Here is a 12338-nt window from a genome sequence, read left to right as displayed (position 1 = left end):
GCTCGATCACGCCGCGGCGGCGGCCGAACGAACGCGCCCGAACCGATGTGTCAGATTACCGGCGACCGGGATCGCGATGTTGCCGCCCCGACTCGAAGAACCGGCGGGTTCGGAACTCAGTCTGCCTGCAGAACCAGCTTGGGTCCGGGGTCTGCCGACATGGGCACGCTGTCCCGTTGCAGCATCCAGCTGGCGATGTTGTGGAACAGAGGGGCTGCCGACTGACCGCCCGAGCCGTCGGCGCTGCGTGTCGGGGCGTCGAGCATGATGCCGATCACGTAGCGAGGATCGTCGGCGGGTGCGATACCCGCGAACGTGATCCAGTAGTTCGAGTTGGAGTAGCACTTGCATTCCGGATCGACCTGCTGCGCCGTACCGGTCTTGCCACTGATCTGGTATCCCTCGACGCCTGCGGCGACACCAGTCCCGCGCTGGTTACCCGTGTCGTCCTGGGTGACGGAACGGAACATGTTGCGAACCGTCTTCGCGGTATCGGGGCTGACGACGTACACCCCGTCCGGCCGCTCGGTCTCGGTCCGCTGGCCGTTCGCGTCCACCGTCGCCTCGACGATGCGTGGGGGGATGCGCACGCCGTCGTTGGCGATCGCCTGGTACATCCCGGTCATCTGCAGCAGCGTCATCGACAGGCCCTGACCGATGGGAAGGTTGGCGAACGTGCCGCCCGACCACTGATCCCGACTGGGCACGCTTCCGGCGCTCTCGTTGGGCAGACCGACATCACTGCGTTGGCCGAGGCCGAACCTGCTGAGCATGTCGGCGTATCGGTCCTCGCCGACGCGTTGCGCCAGCATCAGCGTGCCGACGTTGGAGGACTTACCGAACACGCCGGTCGTGGTGTACGGCGCGACACCGTGGTCCCACGCATCCTTGACCGACACCCCGGACATGAAGATGCTGCCCGGAACCTGCAACACCTCGTCCGGCGTGGTGAGTCCGTATTCGATGGCCGCAGCCGCCGTGATGATCTTGTTCACCGAACCCGGCTCGAACGGAGTGGTGACCGGGAGATTGCCCATCTCCTTGGTGCGCTCGTTGTTACCGACACCGATCCCGGCATTGAAGGTGTTGTCGTTCGACATCGCCAGTACTTCACCGGTGCGTGAATCCTGCACGTAGGCAGACGCATTCTTGGCTCCGGACAGGTCCTTCGCCAACTGCACCTGCTGCTGCACGTAGTACTGAAGATCTGCGTCGATGGTCAGTTCGACGCTGGAACCGTTGACTGCAGGCTGCTTGTCACGCCAGCTGCCGGGAATGACGGCACCGTCGGACCCACGGTCGTAGGTCTGCGAACCGTCGGTTCCGGCCAAAGTCGCGTCGAGCGAATCCTCCAGGCCGAGCAGACCGTGTCCGTCCCAACCGGTGGCACCGACGATGTTGGCGGCCAGAGATCCGCCCGGATACTCCCGAATGTCCTGACGCTCCAGCCCGACCTGCTTGAAATCCGCACTGATCTTCGACGCCACGGAGGCGTCCACACCCCGTGCCAGGTAGGTGAATTCGTCGTTGCTCTTCAGTTTCGCGAGCAGATCCTTCTCGCTGATCACGTCGCCGAGATCGTTGTGGATGCGCGCGGCGATGTCCTCGAGGTACTGCTCGGTCTCCGGCGCAGTGGGATCTTTCGCCCTCGCCTCGTCGAGTTCCTTACGAACCCGAACCGGCTGGAACGTCAGCGCTTTCGCCTCCATCGTGAAGGCGATCGGATTGCCGTTGCGATCGAGAATCGACCCGCGCATCGCGGGATCGACAACTGTGGTGGTGCGCTGCGACGCCGACTCGGCCGACAGTCTCGGACCGTCGAAACCCTGAATCCACAGCAACTGCGCTGCCGCGACGGCCAGCGCCACGTACATCAGAATTCTGCCGGTTCCGTGACGGAACCGAAAGGTGGACGAGTCGAGACGCTTTCGGCTCGGTGGCCGTCGACTCGGAGCAGGCGTAGGCCTGGTCACTGCCCGTCACCCGCGGCTTCTTCGGTGGCCGGAGCCACAGCGGTAGCGGACGACGGTGCTTCGGCTGGCGGTGTCTCGAGCGAGGGGATGCTCATGGGAATGAATTGTTCAGGAAGAGCTACGTTTCCAGCGCCATTGCTTGCACTCGGCGTGGCGGCACGAGTATCGACCGTGCCCGAGGTCCGGTTGGGCTGCGACGCGCTGCGCGGCGTCTGTTGCTGCGACTGTGATCCCACTGTGGGGACGGTGCCCTCGCCTGCAGCGGCGGCTGCCACCGGATCGAGCGGAGCAACCGGCGCACCGTCGGCCGGAGCCGGGGTACCCACGACCTGCACGCCACCGTCGGGCGCGACGATCAGGCGCGCAGGATTCTTGGCCGGAACCATTCCGAGCTCGGCGGCTTTACGTGCCAACTCGGGCGCGGATTCCGCCAACTCGACGTCCTTCTGCAGCGAGGCCCGTTGCTGGGCAAGCTCGGTGTTGACGGCCTTGGCGGCGCTGAGGTCGTAGGAGTCGCCGGCAGACCGTGTGGTCAGCAACAGCGTCAAACCGAGCCCGAGGGCGAGCAAGCCGATGATCAAGGCGACGAACGGAATTCGCGCAGCGATAGCGCCTCCGTCGATCGACCGACGAGAGCCGGAACCACGAGCGGAGTCCGACGTGTGAATCGAGGCGCGCTGCTGCCTGCGCTCGTACGCACGAAGAGCGGCACCGGATCGTCCACCGCCCTTACCCGTACGTTCAGGGCGTACCAGGGGAACCCGATTGCGCTGTGTTCCAACGGTTGTGCCTGGAACCGTCATTCCGCTCTCCTTGCAATCCGTTCGGCGGCGCGCAATCTCACCGGGGCCGAGCGTGGGTTGACGTCGATTTCTTCATCCGAGGCGCGCTCGGCACCTCTGGTCAGGAGCCGAAACTCCGGACCCATTCCGGGAAGCTCGACCGGCAGCCCCTCGGGGCTACGGGACTTGATCCGAGGGGCCAACTCCTGCTTGACGACTCGGTCTTCGAGCGACTGATACGACATGAAGACCACCCGGCCCCCCACAGCCAAGGCCTCGAGCCCGGCAGGCACCGCAGACTTCAGCGAGTCCAGCTCGCCGTTGACCTCGATACGCAGGGCCTGAAACGTGCGCTTGGCCGGGTGTCCACCGGTGCGCCGCGTCGCGGCCGGGATTGCGGCGTAGAGCAGCTCGACCAACGGACCACTCGTGGTGAACGGCGTGTGCTCACGTCGTCGCAGAACAGCGGAGGCGATCTTGCCGGCGAACCGCTCCTCGCCGTAGGTGCTGAGCACCCGCGCGATGTCACCGTGCGAGTAGGTATTGAGCACGTCGGCAGCAGTGATGCCCACCGTCGGATTCATCCGCATGTCCAGTGGCGCATCGACGGAGTAGGCGAACCCGCGATCGGACTCGTCCAGCTGCATCGACGACACTCCGAGATCGAACAGAATGGCGTGCACGGAATCGAGTGCCGGCAAGCCGGCTTGGTCGAGTGCCTCGGCGATACCGTCGTACGTTGTGTGTACCAACGTGATTCGATCGGCGAACGGGGCCAACCGGGATCCGGCGAGTCGAAGTGCATCGGGATCGCGATCGAGTCCGATGAGGTGCAGGTGTGGATAGGTTCGGAGGAAGTGTTCGGCATGACCGCCGAGTCCCAGGGTCGCGTCGATCATGACGCGGGTGCCGTCTGCGGAATCGAGTGCGGGGCCGAGTAATTCGTCGGCGCGGCCGAGTCGAACCGGTACGTGCAGCGGACCTGCGGATCGACGATCGGGTCGGTCTGCGGACGATGCGCTCTCGTCCTGCCCGTCGCCCTCCGTCATGGTTCCTCCCGGTCGTGCGTACGTACGTCTCGCCCGGGTCCGGGCCGTGCGGGTTGCCCACGGACGCCGGTGCGAATGCTTCGAGGTCCCTGTCCGATAGGGAACCTGGCGTTGGGGAAGAACGTCAGGGTCCTGATCTGCGAAACCTGGCGTTGGGGAAGAACGTCAGGGTTCTGATCGGGCAGAGGCCTCGCTGCACTCGCAGGCGACCTGGGCGGGCTACAAGATTCCTCCGAGGGATTCGTCGAATGCGTCGGAGAAGTCCTGCTCGTTTTCAGCGGAGTAACGGGCCCATGCTTCGTCGTTCCAGATTTCGATGAAATCCATCGAACCGATCACGACGCAGTTACGTTCGAGTCCCGCGTAGCGACGGTGCTCTGGGCTGATGGTGATGCGCCCCTGTCCGTCCGGCCGCTGCTCGTCGGTTCCCGAAAAGAACTGACGAACGTAGGCGCGGGCTTTCGGGTTGGCACGAGACGCCGCCGTCAGCTTCCGAGACCGCTCCGCGAAGTCTGCCGCGGTGTAGACCGCGAGGCTGAAATCCTGCCCCTTGCTCACCATGACACCTCCTGCAAGCGCGTCCCGAAACTTGGCCGGCAACGTCAGTCGACCCTTGTCGTCGAGCTTCGGCGTGTAGGTACCGAGAAACACTCGCCACCTCCAGCCTCGACTCTCCGCTGCGGACCACTTTACCCCACTCTCCCCCACTTCGAACCATTCGCAGCGTGAAAACTTTGGGCAGTTACACATTTCCGCAGCTCAGCTACAGCAAGACTGCTGGAATTACCGGTCAGCACCCGAACTTGGAAAGTCGCCACGATCCGACGCCGGGCACCCAGACTCCTCCGGTCCAGAGGCATGACCAGGCCCTTCACACCACAGGGCGGCGGAGAAGCATCGCCTCGAGGCCCCCAGTGGGGCTCAGGTGGGGAAAAGTGGGGACTTTTGCTGACCGTGGGGCGAAGTGGGGAGGCGGCCCGCCATGCGCCCGGCTACGACCATCCACACCGGGCGTCCCACGTCGGCTCGGCCGAGGCGGCCGCGGCACGTGGTCCGATCACGGCGGAAACGACAACAGCACCCCACCCGAAGGTGAGGTGCTGCTGTGCGTGACGCGTGAAGTTGTGGGAGCGAACCGATCTCGGGCGGGTTGCTCGGAACCCGGACGACTCAGTCCTGCTCGAACCTCTTACGGAACCGGTCTTCCATGCGAGAGGTGAAGCTGCCGCCTTTGCGGCCACCCTTCGACTTCTGTCCGGAACCACGACCGGAGGCCTCGGCAGCACTGTTGGTTGTGCCACCTTCGTCCGGCGTCGCTGCGGCTCCCTTCTTGGAACCGCCGAACAGGAACAGTGCCCCGGCACCGAACATGAACAAAAAGCCGATGAGACTGACGACGAGAAAAGCCAAGCTGTTCGTCGACAAAGCAACACCGGCGACGAGCAACACGAGTCCCACGACGAACAGCGCGGCAGCCTGAAAGCGCCTCCTGCTCGACGCCGCGCGAACGCGGCCGCCCCTCACATGAGACGCGAACTTGGGATCCTCGGCGTAGAGAGCGCTCTCGATCTGATCGAGCATGCGCTGCTCGTGCTCGGAGAGTGGCACGGTACCTCCCCCTGCACTGATATTGAAGGTCGTTTCTGTTGCGAAACGACGGGAAGCTGACCTTGGCGGCTACCTAGTGACGATGATACGAGCTGAATCCGCTGCTTACCACCTACTCGCACGATGTGTTCCTGAGAAACGCCGAAGTTTTCGAGACGGGCGTCCCGGAAACTGCGGTCGAACACCGTGTGACGTGGCAGTTCACACCCGTCGACCAGCTCGTTGAGCTACGCCGACAACGGTGTGGCCATCGGATCGACGGAGGCGAACCGCGACTGACCGCCGAGTCGATCGTCGACCGAGTTCAAGAAACGACTCACGTGCCGATAGAAATCGTCGGCATCGAGATCGGCGATCGTGCTCGACGCGCCCGCTTCGACCGCGGCGCGGGTGGCCGAGAACGATGCGAAGTAATCCGACCAGGCTGCGAGTTCGGGTGCCGCCTTCGCCATCAACACCCACGCGTTGCGCGAGCGCGGGCGCGCACCGATCGAGTTCGGCAACGACGCCAGTACTGCCGCCGCGCCTTTGAGCGCCGCGGCATAGCTTCCGAGAAACCGATCACCCGCATCGCTCTCCCCGATGGACTCGGACAACAGAGCATCGGCCCGACCGAGCAGAACCCGGGCCTGACGCGGCACCGGCGACCGCACGCCGGCATCGAATGCCTTCGTGATCGTCATACTCGAACACCTCCAGTTCGAATCTCCGGTGCGTACCTGACGCGCCCGGAACCGTGACGAAGCCTTACAGTCGAACTCCGGAGTATTCGACCCCCTGATTCGAGTCGAAACCACCGGCGCACTCGGCCCCGATCGTCGAACACCCGTTCGACGCTTTTCAATATAGCTGTGCCCACCGACAAGTTTCCGAAGAAAGGTTGAGGACAGTCGTCACCGATGCGCGGACAACGCCGTACCTGGTCGATCTGACGCCCCCGGAATTCCGCCTGCGGCTGCTCGAAGCACTGTCGATCTACGTCGAAGCCATGGGTTACCCACGCGGAACCGAGCAGAGCCGGGCACCGATGTGGAGCGAACATCTGCATCGTCCGGGTTGGCGAGCGGTGGGAGCGCTGCTCCCGAACTCCGACCCGAACCAGCCCGATTCACTGGTCGCAGTTGCCTACGGCTACCACGGTGCACCCCATCAGTGGTGGCATCAACAGGTTCGTGACGGATTGCGCCGCTCGGGGCACCCTCCGCACAGCGTCGAGAACGCGTTGGGGAACTACTTCGAGCTGACCGAGCTCCACGTCCTCCCGAGCGCTCAGGGATATGGCCTCGGCGGGCAACTGTGCCATCGGTTGCTCGACGGTGTGAGCGCGGACAACGTGATGTTGTCCACACCCGAGGTGGCGCGGGAGGACAACCGAGCCTGGCGGCTCTATCGGCGGCTGGGCTTTTCGGACGTGCTGCGGGACTTCAGGTTCGCGGGCGATCGACGCCCGTTCGCCGTCCTGGGTCGCCGGTTGCCACTGGACGGGCCAGTAGCCTGAAAGATGTGATCGACGCTGTGGTGGTGGGCTCCGGCCACAATGCCCTGACCTCCGCCTGCTACCTGACCGATGCCGGGTGGTCTGTCGAGGTTCTCGAACGCGACACCGTTGCCGGTGGCGCAGTATCCACCGTGGAGCGCTTTCCCGGACATCGAGTGGATCGCGGTTCGTCGGCACACATCATGATTCGCCACACCGGCATCGTCGAGGAGCTCGACCTCGCACAGTTCGGCCTGCGCTACATCGACTGCGATCCCTGGGCGTTCGCACCGGGAGCCGTCGACACCGACGAGCGCGCCCTCGTCTTCCATCGCGATCTCGATCGCACCTGCGACTCCATCGCCGCCGCGTGCGGGGCCGCGGACGCCCGCGCCTACCGCACGTTCGTCTCGGTCTGGGGTCCCCGTAGCGAACGAACCATGCGCGCGTTCGGCGGGCCGCCGACCGGGGCGAAGCTGCTCCGCTCCTTCTGGGGTCTCGGGGCTCCGGACGGGGGCAGCATGCTCTCCCGCGAATTTCTCGCCACCGGTGATTCGTTGCTGGACGAGATGTTCTCGAGCGAACGCCTCAAGGCCGCGCTGGCATGGTTCGGCGCGCAGTCGGGGCCGCCGATGTCCGAGCCGGGTACCGCCCCGATGGTCGGTTTCGCCGCTCTCATGCACACCCTTCCACCCGGCCGCGCCGTCGGCGGCAGTGGTGCGCTGACCGAGGCGATGATCGCCCGGTTGCAGCGGGACGGGGCCGAACTCACTCTCGGCGACGCCGTGACCTCGCTCGTACGCCGGCCCCACGGCTGGACCACCAGGACCGCGTCGGGTCGGGAGATCGACAGCCGTGTGGTCGTTGCCGGTTGTCATATCCTGACCACGCTCGACCTGCTCGCCGACGGTGGGCACGACGCGGCGCAGATCGCTCGGTGGCGCAGCACGATTCGGGTGGGTCCGGGACTCGGTACTGCGGTCCGGTTGGCCACCGACGCCCTTCCGGTGTATCCCAGTGCCGACCGAATCGAGGACGGCACCCACGGCCTTGCACTGCTGGTGCGCGATCGCGGCCAGCTGCGCCTGGCGCACGGCCATGCACTCGCCGGTGATCTGCCGCCGACTCCGGCCGTGCTGGGAATGTCGTTCAGCGCCATCGACCCCACCATCGCGCCGCCGGGACAGCATCAGATCTCGCTGTGGTCGCAGTGGCATCCGCACACTCTCGCCGACGGCAGAAAATGGCGTTCGGACGTTCCGGGCGAACGCTCGTTGGCCGAGTTCGAGGCGGACCGGATCGTGGCCGAAATGGATCGGTACGCACCCGGGTTCGCCGGTGCAGTGCTGGATCGACACGTCCAATCTCCGCCCGACATCGAGCGTGAGCTCGGGCTGATCGGAGGCAACATCATGCACCTGGACATGTCACTCGACCAGATGATGATGTGGCGGCCGCACCCACAACTGGCGGGTCATCGAGTCCCGGGCGCGGACGGGCTCTATCTCACCGGCGCATCCACCCACCCCGGTGGCGGGGTGACCGCAGCCAGTGGTCGGTCGGCCGCACGAATCGCGATCGCCGACGCCCGCGCCGGACGCCGTCGCGAGTTCTTTCGGAGGAGGCGAGTATGAGGATCGCACCGATCGTCGTAGCGGTCGCTGCTGTCGGCTGCCAGATCGTCTATCCACTGGTGTCGGGCTCGACCCGAGACGCGGTGACTGTTGCTGTGGTCGCGTTGCTGGCACTCGCATCGATCCTGCATGCCGTGCTGCACCGAGGAGCGGTGTGGGCCACCGTTCTGGTCCTCGTCACGGCAGGCACCGGTTTCGCCTCCGAACTGGTGGGCACCGCCACCGGCATCCCTTTCGGCGAATACTTCTACGCACAGAATCGCTTGGGTCCCAGTCTGTTCGAGGTGCCCGTGGTGGTCCCGCTGGCCTGGACGGCCGGTTTCTACCCGATCTGGTGCGCGGTAACCTACGTCGTTCGCCGTCTCGGCACGACACAGGTCCGCGCCGCCGGCCTCCGGATCGCGGCGGTAGCGGTGGGCATGGTCGGCTGGGACCTCTATCTCGATCCGCAGATGGTCACCGACGGCCAATGGACGTGGACGGCCGGTGCCGTCGGCCTGCCAGGGGTGCCGTCCATCCCGCTGACCAACTACCTCGGCTGGCTCGTGGTGGCCACGCTGATGGCGGCGGTCGTGGAGTCACTCGACCGTGCCATCGGAGGCGTTCGCCCGTCCGACACCCGGCTGCAACCGCTCGACGATGCGGTACCGATCGGGCTGTTCCTGTGGACTTGGCTCGGGTCGGCGCTCGCGCATGCCGTATTCCTCGACGGTCCGGAACTTCGATTCTCGGCGGTGTACGGGTTCCTGGTGATGGGCGCGGTCGGCGTACCGCTGGTGTGGATCGGTGGCCGCGAGCGTCGCCCACGATCGCGCGCAGCAGTCTCCGGTCTCGGTACCGACACGCCTCGCTGACAACCCCTGCCGACTGACATCGGCTCGATGCCCTGGCACGATGTCGCTGTGCAGTCGACATCGCGAACATCTCACCGAACCCACCGCCGCAGAATTCTCTCGGTGGTCGCACTGGCGCTGCTGGTCGCGCCGCTGCTGGCCGGGTGCCTGCGGGTACAGGTCACGATGGGGGTGTCGGCGAACGACCGGGTGGCGGGCCAGATCGTGGCGGCCAGCGTGCCGACCTCGGACTCCGATACCGGCCCGGAGCTGGTGGTTCCGTCCTCGATCGAGGACAAGGTGCGCGTCGAGCCGTACAACCAGGACGGATATGTCGGCTCACAGGCCATTTTCGACGATCTCTCGTTCGGCGATGTGCAGACGCTCGGCTCCATCTTCCAGAACGCCGCCGGATCGTTCCAGCTGGAGCTGCAGCGATCGGGTGACACCGTCACCCTGGCGGGCAACGCGGACCTGTCCTCGGTTCCGGCTCAGGGTTCGGACGTGCAGTTCACCATTGCATTCCCTGCCCGCATCGGAACCACGAACGGCACCCGCGAGAGCGACAACTCCATCTCCTGGAAGTTGCCAGCAGGCGAAGTGACGTCGGTGCGCGCCGAGGTCAACTACCCCGATCCCAACACCAGGAGCTTCGCCGGCTGGGCGGGCATCGTCGGTGGTGTCACCGTCGGCGTCGCGGCCATCATCGGAGCCATGGCCTGGGTCTCGCGCAACCCACCGCTGCGCAATCGGCAGCCTCGAGGACCCGAGGCGGACAGTTCGACCGACAGAACGTCGGTGTGACCGACCGACTCCTCGCACGAACGACGGCGACCGCTACCGTCCTGGCAACGGCGTCGGCCGCAGTGTCGCTGCTCAATGCGCGCTTCACGCCCGGCTTGCGCACTCCGGATCGGGACATCGCCGAACGCATCGTCGTCTGCATTCCCGCCCGCAACGAGGTAGCGACACTGCCCTTGTTGATCGGCGATCTCACCCGTCAGCGATCGTGCACCGATCTGCACGTCATCGTCCTCGACGACGACTCGAGCGATGGAACGGCGTCGGCTGCCCGCGCGGCCGCCACCGGTGACCCGAGGATTCGCGTCGTGACCTCCGATGCCGCTCCCCCGGCCGGCTGGACCGGCAAGGCCGCCGCCTGCGCCGAGCTGGCGAGACTGGCCGACGACGGCGACGCACAGGCGTCGCTGATCGTGTTCGTCGACGCCGATGTGCGACTCGCGCCCGATGCCGTGGCGGCCGCGGCTGGGACGCTACGACAGCACGCTGCGGCACTGCTGTGCCCGTGGCCCGAACAGCTGGTCGGCAGTGTCGCCGAGCGACTCGTTCAACCGCTGCTCGCCTGGTCCTGGATGTCCACTCTTCCCGTGCCGTTGGCCAACTCGACGCTGCTGCCCTCGATGGCGGTGGCGTGTGGTCAGTTCATGGCGTTCGACGCCGCCGCTTATCGCGCGATCGGGGGCCACGGCTGCGTCGCGGCCAGCGCAACGGAGGATCTCGATCTGGCACGCACCCTGCGCCGGCAAGGCATGCCGACGGTGGTGGTGTCGGGAGCAGGGTTCGTCAGCTGCCGGATGTACCAGTCGGTTGTCGACCTGCGGTCCGGGTACAGCCGGTGGCTGTGGAACGAGTTCGGCGGCCCGATCGGTTCGGCCACCGCAACAGTGGCGTCGGCCGCGATCTACCTGGTGCCGCCGATAGCGGCACTCACGGCTTCGGGATCGGTGCGTCGCCTCGGCTGGGCCGGATACCTCGCGGGCACCGTGTCTCGAATGGCCGCGCGTCGACGCGAATCGGGACCGCGGTTCGGCGTCGACGACGTGGTCGACGCGGCACTGCATCCGGTGTCGATTCTCGCCTTCACCGGGCTCGTCGCGGAATCCCACGTTCGTAGGCGACGAGGATCGTTGACGTGGAAGTCACGTCCGTCGCCCTCACCGCACCGCTGACGCGGCTACACCCGCGCGGGCGCGAGACCCAGGTTGCACAACACCTCACGGGTGGCGCGGGCAAAGTTCAACGTGATGAAGTGCAAACCGGGTGCACCTTCGGAGATCAGCCGCTCGCCGATGTTCGTGGCAAGTTCGATGCCTACCTCTCGGACGGCGGCGCGATCCTCTTCGGGCCCGGATCCGGCTGCGCGAGTGAACTTCTCGTCCAGGGAGGACGGCAGCGTGGTGCCCGAGAGCTCGAGCATCCGGCGAACCGACCGGAGCGAGGTGATGGGCATGATCTCGGGAATGATCGGCTTGGCACCTTGCTCGGCGTCGTACGCAGAGACGCGATCGCGCAGACGCAGATAGTCGTCCACATCGAAGAACATCTGGGTGATCGAGTACTCGGCCCCTGCACGGAGCTTGCCGACCAGGCACCTGGTGTCCTGTTCGAGGTCGTCGGCGCGGTGGTGTCCTTCAGGGAACGACGCCACTCCGACATGGAAGTCACCGAGATCGCGCACCAACCGAACGAGTTCCTCCGCGTACTCGACGCCGTCCGGATGCTTCTCCCAGTCACCGAGCGGATCTCCCGGCGGATCTCCGCGCAGCACGAGGATGTTGGTGATGCCGCGGTCGGCGTAGGACCCGACCATCGACCGCAACTCGTCGACACTGTGCGAGACAGCAGTGAGATGCGCCACAGGGAGCAGTGTGGTCTCTTCCGCAATCTGTCCGGTGACACGCACCGTTCGATCTCGGGTCGAGCCTCCGGCACCGTACGTCATCGACACGAACGCCGGTTGCAGTTGCTCGAACTCACGAACTGCGCGCCACAACTTGGCCTCGGCTGCAGCATCGCGCGGCGGCGAGAACTCGACAGAAAACGGGATTCTGGCGTCCGGTTCACTGCGCAGTCGGTCGACGATGGACGGCGTGCTCGACGCGTTCCCTCGGCTCGCCCGCCCCCGGACTGATTCTTCGCTCACCCGAAGATCATAGGTTGCGCGTCGGAACAGCCCGTCGG

12 protein-coding genes are annotated in these 12338 nt (G+C 65.7%); 5 read left to right on the top strand and 7 right to left on the bottom strand.

The genetic code is table 11. The annotated features are described in order from the left end of the window. Positions 1–116 precede the first annotated feature (116 nt). The 6 genes from BH93_RS12105 to BH93_RS12080 form a co-directional block, all read right to left on the bottom strand. On the bottom strand, positions 117–1973 hold the full coding sequence (locus tag BH93_RS12105) for a peptidoglycan D,D-transpeptidase FtsI family protein (RefSeq protein WP_037177470.1): 1857 nt from the start codon (positions 1971–1973) through the stop codon (positions 117–119). Beyond that, positions 1970–2776 carry a hypothetical protein gene (locus tag BH93_RS12100; protein WP_242459189.1) on the bottom strand — a complete coding sequence of 269 codons (807 nt, stop codon included), beginning with the start codon at positions 2774–2776 and terminating at the stop codon, positions 1970–1972. Before BH93_RS12100 ends, BH93_RS12105 begins: the two co-directional genes overlap by 4 nt. Continuing rightward, a complete protein-coding gene (rsmH, locus tag BH93_RS12095; RefSeq protein ID WP_037177468.1) occupies positions 2773–3804 on the bottom strand; it encodes a 16S rRNA (cytosine(1402)-N(4))-methyltransferase RsmH in 1032 nt (343 codons plus the stop codon). The genes BH93_RS12100 and rsmH overlap by 4 nt, the downstream gene beginning before the upstream one ends. Positions 3805–4023: 219 nt before the next feature. Further along, a complete protein-coding gene (mraZ, locus tag BH93_RS12090) occupies positions 4024–4455 on the bottom strand; it encodes a division/cell wall cluster transcriptional repressor MraZ (protein WP_027497352.1) in 432 nt (143 codons plus the stop codon). A gap of 519 nt (positions 4456–4974) precedes the next feature. Then, positions 4975–5412 (bottom strand): DUF3040 domain-containing protein, encoded by a 438-nt coding sequence (locus tag BH93_RS12085; protein ID WP_032379047.1) that lies wholly within the window; start codon positions 5410–5412, stop codon positions 4975–4977. Positions 5413–5639: 227 nt separating this feature from the next. Next, positions 5640–6095, bottom strand: a complete 456-nt coding sequence (locus BH93_RS12080; protein WP_032379048.1) for an SAV_6107 family HEPN domain-containing protein — start codon at positions 6093–6095, stop codon at positions 5640–5642. A 197-nt stretch (positions 6096–6292) separates the two neighbouring features. Here BH93_RS12080 and BH93_RS12075 point away from each other — a divergent pair, with 197 nt between their 5' ends. From BH93_RS12075 to BH93_RS12055, 5 genes are read left to right on the top strand one after another with little or no spacing between them, the layout of a single operon-like run. Beyond that, positions 6293–6910, top strand: a complete 618-nt coding sequence (locus BH93_RS12075; protein WP_037177466.1) for a GNAT family N-acetyltransferase — start codon at positions 6293–6295, stop codon at positions 6908–6910. A 5-nt stretch (positions 6911–6915) separates the two neighbouring features. Beyond that, positions 6916–8523 carry a phytoene desaturase family protein gene (locus tag BH93_RS12070; protein WP_052065865.1) on the top strand — a complete coding sequence of 536 codons (1608 nt, stop codon included), beginning with the start codon at positions 6916–6918 and terminating at the stop codon, positions 8521–8523. After that, entirely contained in the window at positions 8520–9377 is an 858-nt protein-coding gene (locus BH93_RS12065) for a carotenoid biosynthesis protein (RefSeq protein WP_037177464.1), read from the top strand. The genes BH93_RS12070 and BH93_RS12065 overlap by 4 nt, the downstream gene beginning before the upstream one ends. A gap of 27 nt (positions 9378–9404) precedes the next feature. Further along, complete coding sequence (locus BH93_RS12060) at positions 9405–10160, top strand: LppM family (lipo)protein (RefSeq protein ID WP_197914604.1); 756 nt, start codon at positions 9405–9407, stop codon at positions 10158–10160. Then, the gene (locus BH93_RS12055) at positions 10157–11326 is read left to right on the top strand and encodes a glycosyltransferase (protein ID WP_037177462.1); all 1170 of its coding nucleotides are present in this window, start codon (positions 10157–10159) and stop codon (positions 11324–11326) included. Before BH93_RS12060 ends, BH93_RS12055 begins: the two co-directional genes overlap by 4 nt. A gap of 5 nt (positions 11327–11331) precedes the next feature. Here BH93_RS12055 and metF read toward each other — a convergent pair whose 3' ends face one another. Next, positions 11332–12300, bottom strand: a complete 969-nt coding sequence (gene metF / locus BH93_RS12050; RefSeq protein WP_037177914.1) for a methylenetetrahydrofolate reductase [NAD(P)H] — start codon at positions 12298–12300, stop codon at positions 11332–11334. Positions 12301–12338: the final 38 nt, after the last annotated feature.

The organism is Rhodococcoides fascians A25f, from assembly GCF_000760935.2.
Lineage (GTDB): Bacteria > Actinomycetota > Actinomycetes > Mycobacteriales > Mycobacteriaceae > Rhodococcoides.
This window is presented reverse-complemented; position numbering and strand designations above follow the sequence as displayed.

Coding starts and splice junctions, on each gene's coding strand:
- BH93_RS12080 (WP_032379048.1), bottom strand. CDS start 6,095: ATGACGATCACGAAGGCATTCGATGCCGGCGTGCGGTCGCCGGTGCCG.
- BH93_RS12065 (WP_037177464.1), top strand. CDS start 8,520: ATGAGGATCGCACCGATCGTCGTAGCGGTCGCTGCTGTCGGCTGCCAG.
- BH93_RS12100 (WP_242459189.1), bottom strand. CDS start 2,776: ATGACGGTTCCAGGCACAACCGTTGGAACACAGCGCAATCGGGTTCCC.
- BH93_RS12060 (WP_197914604.1), top strand. CDS start 9,405: ATGCCCTGGCACGATGTCGCTGTGCAGTCGACATCGCGAACATCTCAC.
- rsmH (WP_037177468.1), bottom strand. CDS start 3,804: ATGACGGAGGGCGACGGGCAGGACGAGAGCGCATCGTCCGCAGACCGA.